Origin of the sequence: Streptococcus sp. 'group B', assembly GCF_002073795.1 — a bacterium.
Taxonomy (GTDB): domain Bacteria; phylum Bacillota; class Bacilli; order Lactobacillales; family Streptococcaceae; genus Streptococcus; species Streptococcus agalactiae.
Window position 1 is genome coordinate 24,587 of the sequence record NZ_CP020432.1, and the last position, 23,333, is coordinate 47,919.

At 34.5% G+C, this 23,333-nt stretch carries 20 protein-coding genes; 6 read left to right on the forward strand and 14 right to left on the reverse strand.

Features of this window, described 5'->3' with window-relative positions; genetic code table 11:
* Positions 1 to 4: 4 nt before the first annotated feature.
* From A6J68_RS00160 to A6J68_RS00190, 7 genes are all read right to left on the reverse strand, one after another.
* Positions 5 to 766 carry an ABC transporter permease gene (locus A6J68_RS00160; protein WP_000838142.1) on the reverse strand — a complete coding sequence of 254 codons (762 nt, stop codon included), beginning with the start codon at positions 764 to 766 and terminating at the stop codon, positions 5 to 7.
* The gene (locus tag A6J68_RS00165; protein ID WP_000644459.1) at positions 763 to 1,665 is read right to left on the reverse strand and encodes an ABC transporter ATP-binding protein; all 903 of its coding nucleotides are present in this window, start codon (positions 1,663 to 1,665) and stop codon (positions 763 to 765) included. The genes A6J68_RS00160 and A6J68_RS00165 overlap by 4 nt, the downstream gene beginning before the upstream one ends.
* A complete protein-coding gene (locus A6J68_RS00170) occupies positions 1,662 to 1,868 on the reverse strand; it encodes a PLDc N-terminal domain-containing protein (RefSeq protein ID WP_001090962.1) in 207 nt (68 codons plus the stop codon). Before A6J68_RS00170 ends, A6J68_RS00165 begins: the two co-directional genes overlap by 4 nt.
* A 1-nt stretch (position 1,869) precedes the next feature.
* Complete coding sequence (locus A6J68_RS00175; protein WP_000900240.1) at positions 1,870 to 2,946, reverse strand: helix-turn-helix domain-containing protein; 1,077 nt, start codon at positions 2,944 to 2,946, stop codon at positions 1,870 to 1,872.
* Positions 2,947 to 2,969: 23 nt separating this feature from the next.
* The gene (locus A6J68_RS11725) at positions 2,970 to 3,173 is read right to left on the reverse strand and encodes a hypothetical protein (RefSeq protein ID WP_071659956.1); all 204 of its coding nucleotides are present in this window, start codon (positions 3,171 to 3,173) and stop codon (positions 2,970 to 2,972) included.
* 17 nt (positions 3,174 to 3,190) lie between these two features.
* Positions 3,191 to 4,536 (reverse strand): IS3-like element IS861 family transposase gene (locus A6J68_RS00180; RefSeq protein WP_370657101.1). Its coding sequence is split into 2 segments (ribosomal slippage): positions 3,191 to 4,080 and positions 4,080 to 4,536, totalling 1,347 coding nucleotides; the frame shifts between segments, so codons are not numbered across the junction.
* A gap of 93 nt (positions 4,537 to 4,629) precedes the next feature.
* Complete coding sequence (locus A6J68_RS00190; RefSeq protein ID WP_001869177.1) at positions 4,630 to 5,244, reverse strand: phosphatase PAP2 family protein; 615 nt, start codon at positions 5,242 to 5,244, stop codon at positions 4,630 to 4,632.
* Positions 5,245 to 5,457: 213 nt separating this feature from the next.
* On the opposite strand from A6J68_RS00190, the gene A6J68_RS00195 reads away from it, so the two are divergent.
* From A6J68_RS00195 to A6J68_RS00205, 3 genes are all read left to right on the forward strand, one after another.
* Positions 5,458 to 5,775 (forward strand): MazG nucleotide pyrophosphohydrolase domain-containing protein, encoded by a 318-nt coding sequence (locus A6J68_RS00195; RefSeq protein WP_105253149.1) that lies wholly within the window; start codon positions 5,458 to 5,460, stop codon positions 5,773 to 5,775.
* Positions 5,772 to 6,332, forward strand: coding sequence for a TIGR00730 family Rossman fold protein (locus tag A6J68_RS00200; protein ID WP_001223113.1), 561 nt, complete (start codon positions 5,772 to 5,774; stop codon positions 6,330 to 6,332). The genes A6J68_RS00195 and A6J68_RS00200 overlap by 4 nt, the downstream gene beginning before the upstream one ends.
* 304 nt (positions 6,333 to 6,636) lie before the next feature.
* On the forward strand, positions 6,637 to 7,500 hold the full coding sequence (locus tag A6J68_RS00205; protein ID WP_001071068.1) for a CPBP family intramembrane glutamic endopeptidase: 864 nt from the start codon (positions 6,637 to 6,639) through the stop codon (positions 7,498 to 7,500).
* A gap of 156 nt (positions 7,501 to 7,656) precedes the next feature.
* Here the strand turns inward: A6J68_RS00205 and A6J68_RS00210 are convergent, their stop codons facing one another.
* Both A6J68_RS00210 and cfb read right to left on the reverse strand, forming a co-directional pair.
* Complete coding sequence (locus A6J68_RS00210) at positions 7,657 to 7,959, reverse strand: rhodanese-like domain-containing protein (RefSeq protein ID WP_000162433.1); 303 nt, start codon at positions 7,957 to 7,959, stop codon at positions 7,657 to 7,659.
* 172 nt (positions 7,960 to 8,131) lie between these two features.
* On the reverse strand, positions 8,132 to 8,899 hold the full coding sequence (cfb, locus tag A6J68_RS00215; protein WP_105253150.1) for a CAMP factor pore-forming toxin Cfb-I: 768 nt from the start codon (positions 8,897 to 8,899) through the stop codon (positions 8,132 to 8,134).
* A 769-nt stretch (positions 8,900 to 9,668) separates the two neighbouring features.
* Here cfb and A6J68_RS00225 point away from each other — a divergent pair.
* Positions 9,669 to 10,208 carry a DNA topology modulation protein gene (locus tag A6J68_RS00225; protein WP_000684240.1) on the forward strand — a complete coding sequence of 180 codons (540 nt, stop codon included), beginning with the start codon at positions 9,669 to 9,671 and terminating at the stop codon, positions 10,206 to 10,208.
* 200 nt (positions 10,209 to 10,408) lie between these two features.
* Complete coding sequence (locus tag A6J68_RS00230; RefSeq protein ID WP_000210838.1) at positions 10,409 to 11,494, forward strand: iron-containing alcohol dehydrogenase family protein; 1,086 nt, start codon at positions 10,409 to 10,411, stop codon at positions 11,492 to 11,494.
* A gap of 164 nt (positions 11,495 to 11,658) precedes the next feature.
* Here A6J68_RS00230 and A6J68_RS00235 read toward each other — a convergent pair whose 3' ends face one another.
* The 5 genes from A6J68_RS00235 to A6J68_RS00255 all read right to left on the reverse strand — a co-directional run bounded on the left by A6J68_RS00235 (position 11,659) and on the right by A6J68_RS00255 (position 18,214).
* Positions 11,659 to 12,366 (reverse strand): DUF1003 domain-containing protein, encoded by a 708-nt coding sequence (locus A6J68_RS00235; RefSeq protein WP_000227144.1) that lies wholly within the window; start codon positions 12,364 to 12,366, stop codon positions 11,659 to 11,661.
* A gap of 346 nt (positions 12,367 to 12,712) precedes the next feature.
* Positions 12,713 to 14,557: a bifunctional homocysteine S-methyltransferase/methylenetetrahydrofolate reductase gene (locus A6J68_RS00240; protein WP_000032991.1), complete on the reverse strand. Its 1,845-nt coding sequence runs from the start codon at positions 14,555 to 14,557 to the stop codon at positions 12,713 to 12,715.
* Positions 14,558 to 14,601: 44 nt separating this feature from the next.
* Entirely contained in the window at positions 14,602 to 16,839 is a 2,238-nt protein-coding gene (gene metE / locus A6J68_RS00245) for a 5-methyltetrahydropteroyltriglutamate--homocysteine S-methyltransferase (protein WP_105253151.1), read from the reverse strand.
* A gap of 369 nt (positions 16,840 to 17,208) precedes the next feature.
* Positions 17,209 to 17,532 carry an AzlD domain-containing protein gene (locus tag A6J68_RS00250; RefSeq protein ID WP_000610953.1) on the reverse strand — a complete coding sequence of 108 codons (324 nt, stop codon included), beginning with the start codon at positions 17,530 to 17,532 and terminating at the stop codon, positions 17,209 to 17,211.
* A complete protein-coding gene (locus tag A6J68_RS00255; RefSeq protein ID WP_000410682.1) occupies positions 17,522 to 18,214 on the reverse strand; it encodes an AzlC family ABC transporter permease in 693 nt (230 codons plus the stop codon). The genes A6J68_RS00250 and A6J68_RS00255 overlap by 11 nt, the downstream gene beginning before the upstream one ends.
* Before the next feature lie 322 nt (positions 18,215 to 18,536).
* On the opposite strand from A6J68_RS00255, the gene A6J68_RS00265 reads away from it, so the two are divergent.
* Positions 18,537 to 23,252 carry a S8 family serine peptidase gene (locus A6J68_RS00265; RefSeq protein ID WP_001093377.1) on the forward strand — a complete coding sequence of 1,572 codons (4,716 nt, stop codon included), beginning with the start codon at positions 18,537 to 18,539 and terminating at the stop codon, positions 23,250 to 23,252.
* The last annotated feature ends 81 nt before the right edge of the window (positions 23,253 to 23,333 follow it).

A 23,333-nucleotide genomic window follows, 5' to 3' on the forward strand; every position in this document is an offset into this window, starting at 1 on the left:
AAAATTAAACTTCACTTTTTTCAAAAATGTACATGCTAAGTAATAACGTCATTATAATAAGCAAAAACACTAATATGCTCGGTTCCATTAAGTCTTGAACTTTAAACTTTCCACTTAACATTTCTCCTTGTTTTTGGATAAGAAGCATAGGATTATAGCTTTTACTGATTTTAAAAAATCCAGATACTACACATAACACCACCATAAAAAGACAACCTAACAAAATCCCTAAAGTTTTACGAAAAAGAACTGAAAAAAAGAGTATTAAGCTTATGAAAAGAATACCGATAAACCATGTTGCACCGTAAACCATTAATTTATGACTTCCTTCGTTACTAAAGTAATATAACGTATAACTAAAATGGATGACAACACTTAATAAGTATGACACTGTCCATAGAAGGGTAATTACTATAAATTTAGCAAGGATTATAACTTTTTTGGCTAATCCCTTCGTAACTAGATTAATTAAGGTTCCTTTTGAAAATTCTTGCGTCAGTGTACTACTAAATAAAAATACTAAAATAACTAAACCAAGCTGATTCATATTTTTAAAATACTGAATATAAGAATCAATATAGGTAGTCTCTGGTATCGCTCCCTGTAGTTTTTTAGGTAAAATTCCTGCCATAATATCAGGCATCATAAGTGCAGTTAAGGGACCTAATATACCAAATATTGAACAAGTAATCAGAATAGATATAACTTTGTATGTCCTAACATTCTCCATCCATTCTTTTTTTAACATTACTGCTAAAGATTTCATTTGGTAACCTCCAAATAAAGCTCCTCTAAACTATTGTCAATGACTTCAATAGCTGATGGGCTAATCTTTAAAGAAACTAAATCTTGGTAAAAACCAGCTAGTAAATCTGCTTTGTTATCCATTTTAGAGCCTTTGAGAGTCAGTGCATACTCATTATCTTTCTTTTCTATCTGATAGTTATGAGATAGTACCTTAGCTTCAGACTTTGTCACTTTTATTAAAATACGAACCGAATAATTTTCCTCTGATTTTTTTCCTTTTAACTCTTCAAGAGAATAAATCCCACACTTAGTTAACACCAGAACGTGATCACATATTTTTTCGACATCAGAGAGAATATGGGTAGAAAAAATCACAGTTTTTTCTCCTCTAAGATTTGAAATAATATCTAAAATATCTTGGCGACCTTTCGGGTCTAATGCAGAGGTTGGTTCATCGCAAATAATAATTTTAGGATCATGGACCAGTGCTTGGGCTAATCCAAGACGTTGTTTCATTCCTCGAGAATAAGTAGCAATCTTTTGGTGATTATCGTCAAGTCCAACTGACCTAAGTAGTTCTTTGTTAGAAAGCTTATGCTTTGATCTCGCTAAACCAGAACATAAATCAAGATATTCTAGAGCTGTCATATAATCGTAGTACTCGGGAACATCTGGGAGATAGCCAATCAGTTGATTGGTATCTGTTCTTCCAAAATTAACTTTTTTACCAAAAATTGTTATGAAACCCGTATCAAATTTTAACAATCCTAAAATCATTTTTATTGTCGTTGTTTTACCTGCTCCATTTGGTCCTACGAATCCATAAATCATATTTTCTTCTAAATCAAAAGAAACATTATTTAATATTTTTTTAGGACCAAAAGATTTTGTAACGTTTTGAAATGAGATAGCTTTCATTCATTATTCCCTTCCAAAATAAGAAATGCAATTGGCCCAATTATATTAAGAAATATAATGACCAAAAACCAAACTGGCTTTGAAAGGTGTTTAGTCATCTTAAGTTTACTTAGTTTGACTAGAGAAATGATAATTAAAGCTCCTTGCAACATAATCAACGGAACTAGGAATGGTAATAATTGATTTGGTATTTCTGTATTCATATTAGTAATCCTTTTTTAAATCGTTAAGTTTTTGAATAATTTGTTGAAATTCTTTACGCCCTGATAGTTCTTTAAATTGTGAATTTTGAAATAAGTCCTCAACTCGTTCTATTACCTGTAATTGACTCGTCGGTGGTGCAATACCAGTAGGTATTGTCTCTAACCAATCATCGATGGTATAAAAGAAAGTATCACCGTGTAATTCAAATCTTTGGAGCAACTGTTTTAAAGATTTAAAACATTGTTTTAAATATCCTAATGCCTTATCATCATCACTTTTACTATAATGACAAGCTAAACTATAATAACACTTGATGACTGTGTTGGGATGCAAAGAGTTTAATTGAAACGCTTCTATCATATGTTCAAGCCTTTCAAAAATATCGCCTTTGTTTTCTTCAACTTCAAAAGTTGATAAACTCAATAGATACTCGCATACAAGTAGAATCTGCTGATAAATTTCAACCTGTAATACTTGCTTAGCTCGGTAAACATCGCCTTTTGCAAAAAAGCTATTAGCTAAAAGTAATTCTTCACCTAATTTATAGGGACTATTCTGGTAAAGGTTTATCACTTCATCATATTCAAGGTTGTGAAAAAGAACGACCGTTTTGAACATTATCGCCGTCTGGAGGTCAGACTCAACTACTGTTTTACTAATAATTTTATTTAGTGTACTTAGTGACCACTCTTTCATTTCTGAATCATTAAGGTTGGTTAGGTTGCTCAAGACCATATTAATCATTATCAACAGAGTCTTAAAATCGTTAGGGAACTGTTTTGATAATTCCTTAACTTCCTGAAAGAAATCTCTCTCAGACAATACATTTGCTTTTATTTTTAGATCCTTAATGAGCTGATTTCTTTGATCATCTGACAATGTTTTTTGATAACCGACTAAGTCATCCAAGCTAATATCAAAAAGATTAGCCATCAAAATAAGATAGTCAATATCCGGTTTAGCTTGATTATTTTCCCACTTTGAAATTGTAGTTTTTGTTAAATGCAAATAATCACTCAAATTCTCTTGCGTCATACCAATCTGAGTACGTTGTAAATAGATATTCTCTCCAAGCATCGGTCAATCTCCTTTCACGTCCATTATAGAGTTTCTAAATCAAAAATAAAAGTTCCTATCAGGAAATATAATATAAAAAAGTTTCCATAGAAGAAACTTTTTCGTTGATTAATAAGTGGCAAAACAGCATTAATAATAACAATGGTTAAATAAAAATTAACTTCACTAATATTTGTCATTGAAAAATAATGAATTATAAAAGAGCCCTTAAGTGTACTGACCCCCAAAAGTTGGACAATTTATTTTAAGTGAAGGATTTAGTTCTGTATTGCACAGGACTAAGTCCTTTTAGTTTTGCTTTGATTCGCTTGTTGTTGTAGTAAAAAATGTAATCTGTGATAGCTTGCTCAAGGTCATCAAGTGATTTGTAAGACTTCTCCAAGCCATAGAACATCTCAGACTTTAGAATCCCAAAGAAAGATTCCATCATACCGTTGTCAGGACTGTTCCCCTTCCGTGACATAGAAGGACGAATGCCTTTGTCCTCCAGAAATTGATGGTAGGACTTGTGCTGGTACTGCCAGCCTTGGTCGCTGTGGAGAATGGTTTCGCTGTATGAAGCCGCAGGAAAAGCCCTCTCAAGCATGGTTTGAACCTGTTTCAAGGCAGGAGACCGAGACAGGGTAAAATCAATTATCTCACTGTTATAGCCATCAAGAACAGGCGATAGATAAAGTTTCCCTTCAGGTAAAGCAAACTCCGTCACATCGGTATAGCACTTCTCATAGGGCTTCGACCCCTCAAACTGGCGTTGAATCAGGTTATCAGCCTTCTTACCAACCTCACCTTTGTAAGAGGCATACTTGCGCTTACGACGAATACGAGCAGTCAAGCCCATACTTTTCATCAAGCCTTGCACCCTTTTGTGGTTGATGACAAAGCCACGATTTCGCAGTTCTAAATAAATCCGACGATAGCCATAGTTTCCTCTATGTTCATCATAAATGGATTGAATGTCAGATTTGATTGCTTTGTCTTTATCTGGTTTATTCAGTTTCTTTAGTTGATAATAGTAAGTTGCACGAGCTATCTTAGTTATCTCAAGTAAGAGGTCTAGTCGGAATCCTCCTGTGACCATTTCTCTAATTGTTTCTGCCGTTCGCTCTGTAAGGCTTCGTCCCTCAAGCGCAAATCCCTCAACTTTTTTAGAAAGGCATTCTCCGTTCTCAAGCGCTCATTTTCTTCCTGAAGTCGCTCGAGCTCTGTCATTTCTTCCCAAGTTTTCTTACGCTTACGTCCCATTTTACTCGGTCTCCCTCTTGTTTTCTCAACAATAGTATAACCATTTTTCTTAAATTGGGAAAGCCAATTTGTGAGTATAGAACAATTAGAGAGAGCATAATCAAGAGAAACAGAGAGTTGAGAACAACCATGAATCAAGACTTTATCTATCATTTCCTGCTTTAATTCAGGTGGATAATACTCATTTCTACCTTTTTCGACGATTTCTACACCATACCGATCCATGAGTTTTATCATGTATTTAAGATTCGAGATACGAACATCATATCGTTGACTAATCTGAGACCAGGACATCCCGATCTTTCTTAACTCGTATATTTCTAGTTTATCTTCATAACTTAATTTCATCAGAAAAGCACCCCAATCGTTAGATTTTTTGTCTAACTTTTGGGGTGCAGTTCAAAGAAAGGCTCTTTTATAATTCATTGGTAACTACTATTTTTATTGTAACTCTTTCAAAGATACAATAGCAGACAAACCACAATATGACGATGCTCCTAGTAACAACGACCCTAAAATATCCGTTAAAAAATGATTTTCTAAATAAAGTCTTGAAAAAATAACTGATGCAAGGATTACTAATGCAAATATTACGAAAACTACTTGTGACAATACTCTTCTCAATCTCTGTCTTGCAACCACTAAAACAAGAATCATTAATAAAAACGTTGATATCGTATGTCCACTGGGAAAACTATAACCTGAGTCAAAAATAAGTTGATTCATAGGTCTATGACGTGCGATGATATCTTTTAAAAGCAATGCCAAAGCATTGGTACCAAAAAATAACATAAATAGCCACACAGCTATCCTTTGGTTTAAAAAATATTGATACCCAAGGATAACAAGTGCTATTAATGACGTTGTCAAAGGGCTGACAACTGTTGATATTATCGTCATTAAGTTAGTTAAATCGGAGTTTCGTATGCTTTGAAAAAAAGCTGAAGTGATATTATCCAAATAACTTATCATATCACTTTGAGATTTAACTGCTAATGTTAACACTAAAAAAGAAACAAGTAGTATAACACACTGGAAAAAGGATTTCTTGTTCACTACATAACCTCACTTTAATAAAGAGATAAATCTTCATACATTATGGTTTAAAATATTTAAAAAATGCTTAAAGCACGCGCTAACCTCTTAAGTTTAAATATGACTATTCACAAACTAGAAGAAATACCAAATACGAACTTTTCCTATTAATTAGCGTTCAAATTTTCATTAATAAAGCAATATTGCTACAATATACTTGAAACGGAGGGAACAATGGATATTACAGATTATCAAAAATGGGTGAGCGAATTCTATAAAAAAAGAAACTGGTATCAATACAATTCTTTTATTAGAAGTAACTTTCTTTCAGAAGAAGTCGGCGAATTGGCTCAAGCCATTCGCAAATATGAAATTGGACGTGACAGACCTGACGAAACCGAACAAACTGATTTGGAAAACTTAAATGATATAAAAGAAAAACTAGGAGATGTCTTAGATAATATCTTCATACTTGCTGATCAGTATAATATCTCACTAGAAGAGATTATCAGCGCACATCGCACTAAATTAGAAAAGAGGTTTGAAACATGAGAATAACTATTTTTTGTGGAGCAAGTACTGGGGAAAATCCTGTTTATAGTGAAAAAACAGTTGCCTTGGCACAATGGATGGCACAAAACAAACATGCTCTGGTGTATGGTGGAGGAAAAGTTGGCTTAATGGGAGTCATGGCTGATACTGTGATTGCAAATGGTGGCTATACTACTGGTGTTATTCCGACATTTTTAAGAGATCGTGAAATTGCACATGAAAATTTATCAGAGCTTATCATAGTAAATAATATGCCTGAACGTAAGGCAAAAATGATGCTACTTGGAGATGCCTTTATCGCTCTACCTGGTGGACCTGGTACCCTTGAAGAAATTTCCGAAGTTATCTCTTGGTCTCGCATCGGTCAAAATGATAATCCTTGCATTTTATATAATGTTAATGGCTACTTTAATGATTTAAAAAATATGTTTGATCATATGGTTAGTGAGGGTTTTCTTAGTCTGGAAGATAGAGAAAATGTCCTATTCTCAGATGATATTGCTGAAATCGAAGATTTTATAACGAATTATAAAGTCCCTAGCACGCGCCAATACTAGATTGATAAAAAAAGGAAGTTTCTAATTGAAATTTCCTTCTTTTTTCGAAGCGATTACCCTTGGTTCATTTTTCTTTCAGCTGGTCAAGCCCATCCTCTCAATATCCAAACTCATCCTTTCTGCTCGAGAACTTATAAATTTTTAGGTAATCTTTAGAGAAGCCAAAACCATAGTCTTGTCTATGTATTTTATCTTATTAGAAGTATCCAAGTGCTCGTCCCTATTGACTAATGACTTAGAAACCTATACATTATACATTATAATATTTCTTTGTCGTTACCGTTATTAATAAGGAGGTAATCAATTGAATCAAGAAAAAAAGAGACTTAACCTAATCGGGCTGATACTTTTAGCTCAGGCTATTGTTTTAAGTTTGGCGACTACACTATTTGCTGAAATCTTACAAAATGATGTCTGGATAGGTATAGCAAGTACTTTAATCGCCTTACTCATTCCTTGTTTTTTTATGGGTTTTAAAAATTTAAAAAAACATCTAACGGCAACTCATCATACAATCACTTTCACCACTATTTTATTCTTGTTAAGCATTATATATACTACTAATAATATAGTCTCCACAATATGGGATGCTGTGCTAAATCATCTCAATATTATGGAATCGGAAAGTCAAAATTATGATGCCACATTCAGTATACTTATGATTAGTTATTCTGTTGTTGTAGGTCCTTTTTTTGAAGAAGTTTTATACCGAGGAATAGTATTGAATTTATTATCCAAGTATGGTAAATGGTTTGCCATTATCACTTCTGGCATCCTATTTGGTTTAATGCACCAAGACATTTCTCAGCTATTGACTACATCTATTGCGGGTATCATAATGGGTTTTATCGCTTACCATTATTCCTTTAAGGTAGCCCTACTCCTTCATATCTGCAATAACTTTATCGTAGAAATTTTCACCCAGCTATCAACAGTAAACGAGTTATACGGGACTTATTTTGAAAATATATTGCTAATTTTAGCAATCTTATTTATATTATATTACCTTTTTACGCATAGGAATACTGCTCGCCGTCGTATAAGTCTGCACTCTAACGTTCGAGAGGCTGACTCAATAAACTCTAAACAACACACAAAATTATTACTTACTAGTTGGCCTTTTATTCTCCTTGTCATTTACGACATTGTCCTAACAACTATTAATTAAGACCAAGCCACAAGACACAAAAAGTATGGTTTTGAAAAGGATAATCATCCTCCTTTTCAAAACACATACTTTTCTTTATGTTTACTAAAAGGTCATTAATAGTGAGATAATGTCAATTTTTTTATTATCAAATATGGTAGACTACACAGGACATATTTACACTTCTAGATTTCCTCTCCACGCTTCTGTGCCACCATCTACATTGATTACTTTGTAGCCTTTCAACTCGAGAAATTGGCATGCTCTAATAGATCTTCCCCCTCGTTGACAAACAAGATAATATTCCTTATTTTTATCTAACTGTTCAAACTTATGACTGAGTTGACTCAAAGGAAGATTTATCGCACCTGGAATATGCCCTCCACGATACTCATGCTCTTCACGAACGTCTATCAAATGGATATTATTATGCTGGGCAATCAATGTTTCTAATGCTACAACAGTTATCTTTTTAGTCATAATCTTTATTTCCTTTGATACTTGGCAAATTTAGTCAAATGACTAATCACTTTATTATTTAAAATGGTGACATCGTTCTACTATTATGACTATTGTCGTAAATCTTTTAATCATAACAATCATGGTAGTACAAAATCACGAAGTCGACAGCATCACACGAAAAATACAAATATTATTTTAATGCTGTTTGAAGTGCTGCTTGTAATGTTACAATCTCTTGATCAACTTGTTGTACCGTAACATTTGGATTCAACTGAACTCCAACAGCATGTGTGATTGCTTTATTTAAAGTATTGTAAACTTTAAATTCTTTGACGTTAAGTACTTTTTTATCTCTAGTAAAGCGTGTATTCCAGATTTCCTTATCAAGTTTTGATTTTGTATAGATGGTAGCTCTATCAGTTGGTTTTAAATCAGGATAAGTTAAAACTTTTTGTTCTAATGCCTTTACATCGTTAACTTGAGCTTTAATTGAATCAACTGAAGCAAATGGATCTAAAATGCGAATAACTAGCTTAGTTATCCCAAATCCCATATCAATATTTGCTTGACTAACCTTATTTGTTAAATGTTGAGTTGAAAAAGTGATTGCTTCAATCACATCTGTTAAGGCTTCTACACGACTACCAATAGAATTCAAATCATAAACTGTCTCAGGGTTGGCACGCAATGAAGTCTTTAATTTTTCAACGCTAGTAATAGCCTCATTAACCGGTTTTTCATAATCTGTTCCCTGAACATTATCTTTGATATTTCTCAACTGAATGCTATCTTGATCAAGCTTTTGAGCTATTTGCTGGGCTTGATTATTACTATTTACATGATTTACCACTTGTGGAGTTGTCACTTGATCAGCATGTACTTCTAATACAGCTGGTGAAAATAACAATGCACCAGCCACTAGAGTTCCAGATAGATACATCATATGTTTAACGTTCATAATAAATTTCCTCCTTTAAACTAAAATCACTTTTACTGCAGTATTTTTAATTTACAGGGCCCATGTTTGTATCTTACTACTTGTCCAAAAGGTCGTCAAGCGCTTTCTTTTCCCCTATATTTTACATTATTACAAATAAACTGCATTTTTTTCATAAAACTAATATTATCATTTTGCTATAATATACTTGCGCCTATCCTTTTGTTAATTTCTGATAATTTAATTTAGATTTTCATGTAAAAAACCATAACGATAATTTACCACCTTATATAAATCTAAATATTTTAGAAAATTTCTACTTATCACTATTTTTATCAAATAGGTTAGCCTAATGTTTTTCTAAAAAAATAAATTTAATAAGAAACGTACTATTTTAGATAAAATCGTTCCATTATGCCCAAAAACCATACTAAAACTCATTATTTTTACTTTCTGTTTAGAAATTCATACTAGACTAAGTATTTTAGACGCTTAAAAAGCCTTAAACATAATAAATTCAAGACTTTTTATTACTTAGTATTTTAAACTGTGAGTTTGTTTGGCAGTTCCCTCCGATGATTTTTACCCCAATTTTTTGAACCCAAAAGTTAACAATATCGTCAACCATAGTATTGATATCTAGATTACATTTACTGGTAATTATGTTACCATGTGTATGGATAACTTATATCAAAAATATATTAATCTAAAAAAGTGAATAACCCTTATAAAATAAGTAAATCCTAAGTACAGCATTAACTTCAAGTAAACAATTTAACGGAGGTAGTATATGAAAATAGCAATAATCGGATATAGTGGGTCAGGTAAGTCCACTTTAGCGAGAAAATTGGGAAATTACTATAATTGCAATGTATTACACCTTGATAGTATTCACTTCGCCCCAAATTGGGAAGAGAGAAAATATGATGACATGATTGACGATGTCAGCAGCATGTTAGAAAAAAGAACATGGATTATAGAAGGTAACTACAAAAAACTGCTATATCAAGAACGTCTAGCAGATGCAGATGAGATTATTTTTTTTGACTTTAATCGCTTCAACTGCTTGTGGAGAGCATTCAAACGTTACTGTAAGTTTCGTGGTAAGACTAGACCTGATATGGCCAATGGATGCCCGGAAAAATTAGATTTTGAATTTATCAGTTGGATTCTTAAAGACGGTCGCTCTGACAAACAAAAATCAAACTATAAACAAGTTGTTGAGGACTACCCTCAAAAAATAAAGGTGCTAAAACACCAACGCGATCTTGATCAATACCTAAAAGAACTCCCTGTTGCATCCAATACAGACCCTCTCAAGAGCTTATAATTATTATACTGACAGTATTTACTCGTATATCTCGCTTTACCTTTTCTATTCTTATTCTTGAAAATTAAATTATTTTTCATGTTCCAATTTTCTGAATATTCTGCTATAATATGATAATCACTTGGTCAAGAGACAAAAAACTATTCACTTTTAGAAAATAGCTGTCTCTAATCGACCTTTGGAATAGAGGAGGACACTGAATGACAACAAATGTAATGGCAAATTATAGCTACGGAGAAGATTGCTTCAAAGAAATTCCTAGCGTTTTGGCAACTTACCGTATTCAAAGCATTGCTTTCGTGGGTGGCAAACGTGCCCTAGACAGCTCAGAAGCCGAGGTTCGCTCTATTTTAGAGGAAGCAAATATTAAAGTCACAGGAAGCTTTGTCTATGGAACGGATTCAACACAATCTAACATTGACAAGTTAGTAGCCAACCCACAAGTTCAAGCTGCTGATGCTATCTTAGGTTTTGGCGGTGGAAAAGCTTTAGACACAGCTAAAATGGTAGCAAAAGAGTTAGGTAAAAATAGCTTTACTATCCCAACTATTTGTTCTAATTGCTCCGCAGGTACTGCCATTGCAGTTGTATATAATGATGACCATTCTTTCTTAAGATACGGCTATCCCGAGTCTCCACTTCATATTTTTATCAATACACGGATCATTGCACAGGCACCAAGCAAATATTTTTGGGCTGGTATTGGGGACGGTATTTCAAAAGCCCCTGAAGTAGAACGTGCTACCTTAGAGGCTAAGACCAATAAACTACCACATACTGCAGTGTTAGGACAAGCAGTCGCTCTGTCTTCAAAGGAAGCTTTTTATCAATTTGGTGAACAAGGTCTAAAAGACGTTGAAGCTAATTTAGCTTCGCGTGCAGTTGAAGAAATTGCGCTTGATATCTTAATCTCAACTGGCTATGCTTCTAATTTAGTTAATCAACCTGATTTCTACTACAATTCTTGTCACGCGCATGCATTTTACTATGGTACAACCGCTATTCAAAGACAAGGTGAATTCTTACATGGCGTTGTAGTTGCGTTTGGTGTGTTAGTTTTACATGCTTATTTCAACGAACTAGAAGAACTTGAAAAAGTAGCTCGTTTTAATAAGTCACTAGGTTTGCCAACAACTCTAGCTGACGTCTCTTTATCAGAAAAAGATATTCCAAAAATTGTTGAAATTGCAATGACTACTAATGAATACAAAAATACCCCTTTCGATCCCAAAATGTTTGCTCAAGCTATTTTAGCAGCAGACGCTTTCGGACAGACACTAGCCTAATAATTCACCAACTCGATTATTCCGATACAAAAATCCCTTAGACACATCATCTAAGGGGTTTTTGTTATTAATAAAGTAAAAATACTGCTCTCCATTATAGGAGGTTGCAGTATTAATTTAAATTCTTAGTATTGTATCAGTATTTTTAAATAACTGCTAAAAGATTATTTTTGTAGTTGTTTCAATTGTGCTAACTGATTTCCCAATGATACTAGCATTTCTGTCTGTAACTTTTGAATCTCTAACAATTCAAACTGATCTTGTTGTACCATATGGTCAATTTTTTCGTGCAATAATCTAATTTCTAACTCAGAGGTTTTATTGACATTAAAGTCATTTCGAGCTTGCAAACGATCATAATCAGCAGCACGATTTTGACTCATCATAATAAGTGGTGCTTGGATCGCAGCAATCGTTGATAAAGCTAAGTTTAACAGGATAAATGGGTAAGGATCAAATTGAATACCAAAAGGCTTCATGATATTAACCAACATCCAAATAGCCATAATGGATACAAAAACGATAATAAAAGTCCAAGATCCGCCAAAACGTGCAACATCATCAGCAATTCGTTGACCGATAGTTGCTTGCTTGTTCAAACGCTCTTCAACGTTGAAGGGCTTCTCTTCTTCTTTCATCAAGGTAGTCACATTATATTTTATCTTCTCATTTTTCTGATTCGCTCGCTGAACAATTTCATCAAGATAATTCATACAATAATGACTTAAATTCCCATACGAAATAAAGTCACTATCCAGAGCGAAAGGATAACGTGCTCTTATTAAACCTTTAATGCCTAAGTCTAAATCGGAAACAAATAGACCTTCTGCTTCACTATAAACTTTTTGATCAATAAAATCGACACATACCATTTTTATACCTCCCTTTCTCAACCAAGATTTATTCAACATTTGAATACGGTCAAGCTAGCCAACAGGCTATAGGCTTTTGGTACTATATAAGTGAGTATTCGATACACCCCTATTAAGCTTTACATCGTTATTTCGTTAGTCTAAAAAAATCGCTGACATCTATATTATGCCTTGATTTTATGCTACCCATCAAAATAACGCTTTATTCTAAGTCTATAAACTTAAAGAAAACTTAAATTAACTAATTTATCTTAGTATAGAAAGTGGCTTAAAAATCTAGTTTAACCTCTGTTTTGGTACGTAACTTTTATTATAATAATAAACGACCAACTAAAAAGTAAGAAAGTTAAGAGGACTTTCTTACTTGCTTTTTTTGTATATAGTCAATTAACTCAAGAGTCAGATCATAGCGTAAAAAGGGAGTAATCAAATAGATACCATTAAAATGGTTCAAGGCTTCATCAATCAAGGACTTACTCTCGTTTAAGGCCAAAGTTAAACAAGCTTCTTTGTCGTCCTTTACCTTTTCAAGAGCAGATAAAAATGACTCAGAAAGTTTAATACCAGGAACTTCATTGTGTAGAAAAACAGCGTTATTATAACTTGTTATTGGCATAATTCCGATAAAAAAGGGTTGTTCAACTGTTTTAGTAAGATCAGCTAATTCCCTTAACACAGAGTGATCAAATATTGGTTGTGTCATAAAATAATCAGCACCAGAAGCTACTTTTTTCTCAATCAATTTTACGGTTCGAGTAAGGTTTTTCACATTAGGATTAAAGGCAGCAGCAACTGTAAAATCTGTTGGACGTCTCAAGCTAGCACCACTATAAGATAAACCTTGATTAAGTTGTTTAATCAGAGAAAGGAGTTTAAAGGAAGTCACATCATAAACACTAGTCGCTCCTGGGAAATCACCAAGTTTAGTCGGATCTCCTGTTATGGCTAAAATATGGTTAAAACCTAATAATTCCATGCCCAACAGTCTAGACTGTAAACCAATTAAATTATGGTCACGACAAGCTATATGTAGTAAAAAGGGTGTACTAATTTCGTCTTTAAGCAAGCTAGCTATACTTAAATTACAAATACGTGTATTAGATAGTGAATTATCTGCTAAAGTAATTGCTGCAATACCTTTTTGGTCAATCGCTCGTATAGCCTTTTGAAACTGAACGATATCTAAATGTTTTGGAGGATCTAATTCTGCGATAATTGTTACTTCTTTTTTTACCTTATCCACTAGAGTATCTGTTCGTCTGATACGCCTAACAAAATCTTTTACAGGTATTATAGGAGTAACAACCTTTCGTTCAATAGGTTTCAATCCTCTAATAGATCGTTTCACAGCTCTAATATGATCTGGAGTTGTCCCACAACAACCACCAATAAGCCTAACTCCTTCTGCTACGAGAAGTTCTGCAGATTTTCCAAAATACTCTGAATTCTGACTAAACTGGTATTGACTATTCTCACCATCTAAAGATAACTGACCTGCATTAGGATAAACTGACAAATAAGACTGGGCAAATAAAGGAACTTGCTTCAATGATTGGATCATATGATAGGGTCCAAGGTGACAATTTAAGCCAATCACATCTGCACCTAGCATAACTAATTGGCTGAGCGCCTCTACAATAGGCTTTCCATTTGATGTTACCCCTGCTTCATGAAGAGAAATATTAGTAATAATTGGTAGATCAGTCATCTCCCTCACAATTTTTAAAACTGTCGTTATCTCCTCAATATCATAATAAGTTTCAAACAATAATCCGTCTAGCTGTCCTGTCACCAATAAAGCCTCAACTTGTTCCAAAGTTTCTTCTACAATATTATCCAATGTTAAATCGCATTGTCTTTGAGAACGAAAACCTCCAACAGTACCTAAAATAAATGTTTCTTTACCCAAAGTCGCTTGATGAGCTATATTAACTGCTGCTTGATTGATAGAGACAACCTGATCTTCCAAACCGTAGTTCTTTAATCGATGACGTTGAGCCCCATAGGTATTCGTCTGAATAACATCTGCACCCGCTTCAATATAAGCTTGATGAATGGCTAGAACCTTTTCTGGATGTGTTACATTGTAGGATTCATGACAAGTATCTAGCCCATAAGTATAAAGGAGAGTTCCCATTGCACCGTCAGCTACTAGAATATCTGTTTTTAATTTCTCTAAAAACTTGGACATCTTCTTTACTCCTCCCTCATGGCAATCCTTTACTGATTAACCTATTAATTATCTAATTGCTGACGAACCTCTTTGGTAGCTGAAACAAGAACCTCCAAGGCAGCAATTGTTTCTGCTTCACGACGTGTTTTTAAGCCACAGTCAGGGTTTACCCAAAATTGCTCTTTTGATAGACATTTTAGTGATCGTTGAATATTGACAATAATTTCTTCCTTAGTAGGTATGCGAGGAGAATGAATATCATAAACACCCAGACCAATTCCTAGAGGATAAACTGCTGTTTCAAAACTTTCAATGATGTCCCCATGACTTCTACTCGTTTCAATAGAAATAACATCTGCATCTAGTGAACGGATAGAATCAATAATTTCGTCAAATTTTGAATAACACATATGTGTATGAATTTGTGTCTCATCTTTCACAGATGAAGTTGCAATTTTAAAGGCCGCAACAGCATCATCTAAGTAAGCCTGTTGCTTTTGCTGGCGTAAGGGTAAGCCTTCTCGAAGGGCTGCTTCATCCACTTGTATAATAGCAATACCTGATTGTTCCAAAAGTTGAATCTCATCTTTTATAGCCAAAGCAATTTGATTAAAAAGATCAGATCGGCTGATATCATCTCGCTCAAATGACCAGTTCGTTATAGTAATAGGACCTGTCAACATGCCTTTAACAGGTTTCTTAGTCAAGCTTTGGGCATAAACCGTTTCTTCAAGGCTTAAGGGTTGAATATGTTTGATATCACCATAAATGATAGGTGGTTTGACCGCCCTTGAACCATAAGACTGTACCCAGCCTAATTTGGTTGTCGTAAAACCAGCTAACTTTTGACCAAAAAATTCAACCATATCCACGCGCTCAAATTCGCCATGTACTAACACATCAAGATCAAGATCTTCTTGAATAGCAATCCATCTTCTAATTTCAGTTTTTATGAAATCTTTATAATCTGAGTCAGATAGATTTTCTCTTTTCCAAGCAAGGCGTTTCTTCCTAATTTCAGGTGATTGAGGAAAGGACCCAATAGTTGTTGTTGGTAAAATCGGTAACTGTAATTTTTCAGCTTGCAAAGCTTGGCGTAATTTATACGGACTTCGTTCAAGCCTTACTTCTGCTAATGATTCCAACGCTACATGACGAAAATCAGCAGCTTGAAGAGCTGAAAAACGAGATAAAGCTTCGTGATATCCCTTTGTTTTATTACCATCAAAAGCACTCGCTAATAGTTCTAATTCCTTTAGTTTTTCATCAGCAAATGATAAGCCATTCTTTAACACAGGGTCTAAATGTGTTTCGTATTTAGTCGTCACCGGTACATGTAAAAGACTTGAAGAAGGTTGAAGGGTCAAACGTTTAACAAAGGGAGCTATCTCTTCCAATAAAGCCAACGTTTCTTCTAAATTTACTGCCCAGATATTTCGACCATTAACAATTCCTGCAAATAATTCTTTTTCGCGGAATAGACCTTGCTTAACAGCAGCTACATTTTCCGCCCTACCATGTATAAAATCAAGGCCAAATCCCGTTACTGGCAGCTTAGAGAGTTTATCTAAACAGACTGCTGATTCAAAGTAGGTTTGAAAGATGAAGTGGGCTTGTGGTACTTCTCTTGCAAAAAAATCATAGACAGACTTAGCTATATCTACTAAAAGTTCACCTTCATCAGTTACAAATATCGGCTCATCAATCTGAATATAGGTGGCGCCTGCATCTATCAGATCTTGAAAGACCTGCTTATAAAGTGGTAATAACCGCTGAACAGTCGCTTCAAAGTCGACAATTCCTGATGATAAGGAAACATAGGTTATTGGACCAGTGATAACCGGCTTTGCTTTATCACCAACTACTTCCCTAGCTTCTAGATAAAGATCAAGTAAGTAATTATTCTGCAAGTGAGGTTTAGTCTCAACCTCCCATTCTGGGACTATGTAGTGGTAGTTGGTATTAAACCACTTTTTCATAGATGATGCGACATTATCTTTGTCACCTCTTGCAATAGCAAAATAAAGGTCTAAATTCCTCTCATACTCATCGAAACGCTTTGGGATTACATTGAATTGAAATGACAAATCCAAAACATGATCATAACAAGAAAAATCCCCCACTGGAATAAGGTCAATACCTGCCTCTTTTTGTTTCTTTAAATGATTGATACGTAATTGTTTTAGTTGTTTTTCTAAATCTTTTTGTTCAAGATTCCCTGCCCAGAAAGCTTCGATCGCTTGCTTCCATTCGCGCTGTTCACCAAGACGTGGATACCCTAAATTTGAAACTTTTACCATAATTTCCTCCATCAAGTTATAGCTAATAACTAACCATTTTAGTTTTATGAATTATTTTAGTCCATGAAAACTATAATATCAATAGCTTTTAATATTTTATATTTTTAGCAATTTATATAGTTTTAAACTATATAAACCACTATGGACCTTTTTATAAATTTTAAAATAGCAGCATGTAGATATCTTTAAAAAGCAATCTTACAATCAACTCATATTATCAAGATACAGAAAAATCTGTTGATATTATTAACAATTAGTCAAACTATTACACATCGGCTATCAAAAGTTCCTGTCTAGACAAAAACACAAAAAACGTATCTAGAAATAGATGCGTTTTTTGTGTTTTTATTAATCTTCCATTCCTACACGTTAAAATAGTAATCTCAATAAAGCCATAGTAACGATACCAGTAAGAACAGTGTAAAATAAATTTCGATATCGAATAGTGACAACTAGAGTTGGTATGCCAGCCAATAAATCTAACCATTTTAGTGTTGGCAATTGTCCTAATTTAACTGAAAAAAAGCTAGAGAATGTTAGGGCAAATAAAATAGAAAGAGGAAGAAATTTTAAAAATTTCACAAGACTATTTGGTAGCCCTTTGTATTTTACAAATATGAATGGAGCGACTCTTGGCACCCAAGAAACAACAAAACCTAAAAGAATAGCAAGAAAAACGGTACTATTTATCATCTAAAACAACTCCTACACTACATCCAACAACAGTCGCAAGCAATACTGATAAGGCTCCTGACAAAAAAGTGGATAATAAGAAGTAACTTAAACCTACAGAAGCAAGAACATATACAACAAGTCGCTTTCCATCAGATAACATCCCAAACAACTGAAATACAAAGAGACCTATAAACATGGCGACTAATGCAAAGTCTAAACCAAACATTTCTGGATTAGGAATAGTACTCCCCAGTAAAGTTCCTATTATCGTTGAGATTACCCATGTCAAATAACTCATCACATTATTACCATGCATCCAACTAGGCGATACGACTTTGTGATGCAATGCTTCTCCAAGTAAAACGCCGTAGCTCTCATCTGTTATTAGAGTTCCTATGGCTAATTGATTCATTAGGTGAGCAGACTTGAAGATAGTAGTCGCGTGTAAACTCATTAACATATTTCTCAAATTAACTAAAAATACTGTCATCGTAATAGTCATCAAGTCTGCTTTTGCTAATAATAGCGCACACATAGCAAACTGAGCAGATCCCCCATATACCAAGGCACTCATAAGACCAACTTCTATTGCAGATAAATCTGATGCTGAAGCAACTATCCCAAACGCCAAGCCTATTGAGATATACCCTAAAGCTGTGGGCAAGGCATCTTTCACTCCCTCTTTAAATCCTTTTTCCATCATATCCCCCTAAATTTTCAGTATATTCAGTTATTATAGCACAACGGTGATTACTAAGAAAGAAGAGGAATGATTATTTAGCTTTGCCAGCAATTAGACTAATAAATATCCTGTAATTATTCTATAAACCTTTGATATTGTAGCCATATAGTTGGACAATATTATTATTTTCATAGAATGATTTTTAAAAAATGCTTTAGGTACGGTCTTAAATTGACCACAAAATAATTTGTAATGAAAATTCAGAAAATTGTAGAAAATTTTGATTTTTTATGTTTTAATAGTTTTTGTAATTATTATGTTACAAGAAAAGGAGATTTTTATGAACACAAAACAGCGTTTTTCAATCCGGAAATATAAGTTAGGTGCCGTATCTGTACTTTTGGGAACCCTATTTTTTTTAGGCGGTATCACAAATGTAGCTGCTGATTCTGTCATAAATAAGCCATCTGATATTGCAGTTGAACAGCAAGTAAAAGACAGTCCAACGAGCATAGCAAATGAGACACCTACTAACAACACGTCATCAGCCCTTGCGTCAACAGCTCAAGACAATCTTGTTACAAAGGCTAATAATAATAGTCCAACAGAAACACAACCAGTAACTGAGCCTCACTCTCAAGCCACCGAGACATTTTCCCCAGCCGCAAATCAACCGGTTGAAAGCACTCAAGAAGTTTCTAAAACTCCTTTAACCAAACAAAATTTAGCAGTCAAACCTACACCAGCTATTTCTAAAGAAACCCCTCAAAACATTGATAGTAATAAAATTATCACTGTCCCCAAAGTATGGAACACAGGCTACAAAGGAGAGGGAACTGTTGTAGCAATTATTGACTCAGGACTAGATACCAATCACGATGCTCTCCAATTAAATGATTCGACAAAAGCAAAATACCAAAACGAACAGCAAATGAATGCTGCTAAAGCAAAAGCTGGTATAAACTATGGAAAATGGTATAACAACAAAGTAATCTTTGGTCACAACTATGTTGATGTCAATACAGAGCTAAAAGAGGTGAAAAGCACTTCTCATGGTATGCACGTAACCAGTATCGCAACAGCTAATCCTAGCAAGAAAGATACAAATGAATTAATCTATGGTGTTGCTCCTGAAGCACAAGTAATGTTTATGAGAGTCTTCTCTGATGAAAAAAGAGGAACTGGACCAGCCCTTTATGTTAAAGCTATTGAAGATGCCGTTAAACTCGGTGCTGATAGCATTAATTTAAGTTTAGGTGGAGCTAATGGCTCTTTAGTTAATGCCGATGACCGACTTATAAAAGCTTTAGAGATGGCTAGACTCGCTGGCGTTTCTGTTGTTATAGCAGCAGGTAACGACGGTACATTTGGGAGTGGAGCATCAAAGCCTTCTGCTCTTTATCCTGATTATGGTTTAGTTGGTAGTCCATCAACAGCTCGTGAGGCCATTTCTGTAGCATCATATAATAATACAACACTGGTTAATAAAGTCTTCAACATTATCGGATTAGAAAACAACAAAAATCTCAACAACGGATTAGCTGCTTATGCAGATCCTAAAGTTAGTGATAAGACCTTTGAAGTAGGGAAGCAATATGATTATGTTTTCGTAGGAAAAGGAAACGACAATGATTATAAGGACAAAACTTTAAATGGTAAAATCGCCTTAATTGAACGTGGAGATATTACTTTTACAAAAAAAGTCGTCAACGCTATTAATCACGGTGCTGTGGGAGCTATTATCTTTAATAACAAAGCTGGAGAAGCTAATCTAACAATGAGTTTAGATCCTGAAGCAAGCGCTATTCCTGCCATTTTTACTCAAAAAGAGTTTGGAGATGTTTTAGCTAAAAACAACTATAAAATTGTATTTAACAATATCAAAAATAAACAAGCCAACCCTAATGCAGGTGTCCTATCTGACTTTTCAAGCTGGGGATTAACAGCAGACGGACAATTAAAACCTGACTTATCTGCTCCTGGAGGCTCTATTTACGCCGCTATCAATGATAATGAATATGATATGATGAGTGGGACAAGTATGGCTTCTCCCCATGTCGCTGGTGCTACTGCTCTAGTTAAACAATACTTATTGAAAGAACATCCAGAACTTAAAAAAGGTGACATTGAAAGAACTGTCAAATACCTTCTTATGAGTACTGCTAAAGCACACCTAAACAAAGATACAGGCGCTTACACCTCACCACGCCAACAAGGAGCAGGTATTATCGATGTCGCAGCAGCAGTTCAGACAGGATTATACCTAACTGGTGGGGAAAACAACTATGGTAGCGTTACATTAGGAAATATTAAAGATAAAATTTCCTTTGATGTTACTGTTCATAATATCAATAAAGTTGCAAAAGATTTACACTATACAACCTATTTAAATACTGATCAAGTTAAAGATGGCTTTGTCACATTGGCTCCTCAACAACTTGGTACATTTACAGGGAAAACGATACGGATTGAACCAGGGCAAACTAAAACGATTACAATTGATATAGATGTTTCGAAATACCATGACATGTTAAAAAAAGTAATGCCAAACGGCTATTTCCTAGAAGGCTACGTACGTTTTACAGACCCTGTTGATGGTGGGGAAGTTCTTAGTATTCCTTATGTTGGATTTAAGGGAGAATTCCAAAACTTAGAAGTTTTAGAAAAATCCATTTATAAGCTTGTTGCTAACAAAGAAAAGGGATTTTATTTCCAACCGAAACAAACAAACGAAGTTCCTGGTTCAGAAGATTATACTGCCTTAATGACTACAAGTTCAGAGCCTATCTACTCAACAGACGGTACTAGTCCTATCCAATTGAAAGCCTTGGGAAGCTATAAGTCTATAGATGGAAAATGGATCTTACAACTAGAGCAAAAAGGCCAGCCTCATCTAGCCATTTCACCTAATGATGACCAAAATCAAGATGCCGTTGCACTGAAAGGTGTTTTCTTACGTAATTTCAATAATTTAAGAGCCAAAGTCTATCGTGCAGATGATGTTAATTTACAAAAACCACTATGGGTAAGTGCTCCCCAAGCAGGAGATAAAAATTACTATAGCGGAAATACTGAAAATCCAAAATCTACATTTTTATATGACACAGAATGGAAAGGAACCACTACTGATGGTATTCCTTTAGAAGATGGAAAATACAAATACGTTTTAACATACTACTCTGATGTCCCTGGCTCTAAGCCACAACAAATGGTATTTGATATCACTTTGGATAGACAAGCTCCTACACTAACAACAGCAACTTATGACAAAGATAGACGTATCTTCAAAGCTCGTCCTGCAGTAGAACACGGGGAATCTGGTATCTTTAGAGAACAAGTTTTTTACTTAAAAAAAGATAAAGATGGTCATTATAATAGCGTCTTACGTCAAAAAGGAGAAGACGGTATCCTTGTTGAAGATAACAAAGTATTTATCAAACAAGAAAAGGATGGTAGCTTTATTCTACCTAAAGAGGTTAATGATTTCTCTCATGTCTACTACACTGTTGAAGATTATGCAGGCAATCTAGTGTCAGCAAAACTCGAAGATTTGATCAATATTGGCAATAAAAATGGTTTAGTAAACGTCAAAGTGTTTAGCCCTGAGCTTAACAGTAATGTCGATATTGATTTCTCTTACTCTGTCAAAGATGACAAAGGTAATGTCATCAAAAAGCAACATCACGGGAAAGACCTCAATTTACTGAAATTGCCTTTTGGTACCTATACGTTTGACCTATTCTTATACGATGAGGAACGAGCAAATCTAATCAGTCCCCAAAGTGTCACTGTAACTATTTCTGAAAAAGATAGCCTTAAAGACGTCTTATTTAAAGTTAACTTACTCAAGAAAGCAGCCTTACTCGTTGAATTTGACAAGCTTTTACCAAAAGGAGCAACAGTCCAGTTGGTTACTAAGACAAATACTGTTGTTGATCTACCAAAAGCAACTTATTCTCCTACTGACTATGGTAAAAACATACCTGTAGGAGACTATCGTTTAAACGTAACGCTGCCTAGTGGGTATAGCACTTTAGAGAACTTAGATGATTTACTTGTATCCGTAAAAGAAGGTCAAGTAAATCTAACAAAATTGACGCTGATTAATAAAGCTCCTCTAATTAATGCCCTAGCAGAACAAACTGACATTATTTCCCAACCTGTGTTTTATAATGCTGGAACTCACTTAAAAAATAATTACCTAGCTAATCTTGAAAAGGCACAAACTTTAATTAAAAATAGAGTGGAACAAACAAGTATTGATAATGCTATTGCTGCTTTGAGAGAAAGTCGCCAAGCTCTTAACGGTAAAGAAACAGATACTTCTTTACTGGCAAAAGCTATTTTAGCTGAAACAGAAATCAAGGGAAACTATCAATTTGTTAATGCTAGTCCATTAAGCCAATCAACTTATATCAATCAAGTCCAATTGGCGAAAAATCTTCTACAAAAACCTAACGTCACTCAATCAGAAGTAGACAAAGCCTTAGAAAATCTTGATATTGCTAAAAATCAATTAAATGGTCATGAAACTGATTACTCTGGTTTACACCATATGATAATTAAAGCAAATGTTCTGAAACAAACATCATCTAAATATCAGAACGCCAGTCAATTTGCTAAAGAAAATTATAATAACCTTATCAAGAAAGCAGAATTGCTGCTTTCCAATAGACAAGCTACACAAGCTCAAGTTGAAGAGTTATTAAACCAAATAAAAGCAACCGAACAAGAACTTGATGGTCGCGATAGAGTTTCTTCCGCAGAGAATTATAGTCAATCACTCAATGATAATGACTCTCTCAATACCACACCTATCAATCCGCCAAATCAGCCCCAGGCGTTGATATTCAAAAAAGGCATGACTAAAGAAAGTGAGGTTGCTCAGAAGCGTGTCTTAGGGGTGACTAGCCAAACCGATAATCAAAAGATAAAGACAAACAAGCTTCCTAAAACAGGCGAAAGCACTCCTAAAATAACCTATACAATATTGCTATTTAGTCTCTCTATGCTAGGTCTGGCAACAATCAAACTAAAGTCTATCAAAAGAGAATAAAATACTTTAAAAAATAGAGCAAGGCATCAATTACTAGCTATTAATAGTTAGTGACTGGTGCCTTTTTGAGGAGCTTAAAAT

Bases quoted from the DNA above. Each gene is read 5' to 3' on its own strand.
- A6J68_RS00160 (WP_000838142.1), bottom strand. From the start codon at position 766: ATGAAATCTTTAGCAGTAATGTTAAAAAAAGAATGGATGGAGAATGTT.
- A6J68_RS00165 (WP_000644459.1), bottom strand. From the start codon at position 1,665: ATGAAAGCTATCTCATTTCAAAACGTTACAAAATCTTTTGGTCCTAAA.
- A6J68_RS00170 (WP_001090962.1), bottom strand. From the start codon at position 1,868: ATGAATACAGAAATACCAAATCAATTATTACCATTCCTAGTTCCGTTG.
- A6J68_RS00175 (WP_000900240.1), bottom strand. From the start codon at position 2,946: ATGCTTGGAGAGAATATCTATTTACAACGTACTCAGATTGGTATGACG.
- A6J68_RS00195 (WP_105253149.1), top strand. From the start codon at position 5,458: ATGGATATTACAGATTATCAAAAATGGGTGAGCGAATTCTATAAAAAA.
- A6J68_RS00200 (WP_001223113.1), top strand. From the start codon at position 5,772: ATGAGAATAACTATTTTTTGTGGAGCAAGTACTGGGGAAAATCCTGTT.
- A6J68_RS00210 (WP_000162433.1), bottom strand. From the start codon at position 7,959: ATGACTAAAAAGATAACTGTTGTAGCATTAGAAACATTGATTGCCCAG.
- cfb (WP_105253150.1), bottom strand. From the start codon at position 8,899: ATGAACGTTAAACATATGATGTATCTATCTGGAACTCTAGTGGCTGGT.
- A6J68_RS00225 (WP_000684240.1), top strand. From the start codon at position 9,669: ATGAAAATAGCAATAATCGGATATAGTGGGTCAGGTAAGTCCACTTTA.
- A6J68_RS00230 (WP_000210838.1), top strand. From the start codon at position 10,409: ATGACAACAAATGTAATGGCAAATTATAGCTACGGAGAAGATTGCTTC.
- A6J68_RS00235 (WP_000227144.1), bottom strand. From the start codon at position 12,366: ATGGTATGTGTCGATTTTATTGATCAAAAAGTTTATAGTGAAGCAGAA.
- A6J68_RS00240 (WP_000032991.1), bottom strand. From the start codon at position 14,557: ATGTCCAAGTTTTTAGAGAAATTAAAAACAGATATTCTAGTAGCTGAC.
- metE (WP_105253151.1), bottom strand. From the start codon at position 16,839: ATGGTAAAAGTTTCAAATTTAGGGTATCCACGTCTTGGTGAACAGCGC.
- A6J68_RS00250 (WP_000610953.1), bottom strand. From the start codon at position 17,532: ATGATAAATAGTACCGTTTTTCTTGCTATTCTTTTAGGTTTTGTTGTT.
- A6J68_RS00255 (WP_000410682.1), bottom strand. From the start codon at position 18,214: ATGGAAAAAGGATTTAAAGAGGGAGTGAAAGATGCCTTGCCCACAGCT.
- A6J68_RS00265 (WP_001093377.1), top strand. From the start codon at position 18,537: ATGAACACAAAACAGCGTTTTTCAATCCGGAAATATAAGTTAGGTGCC.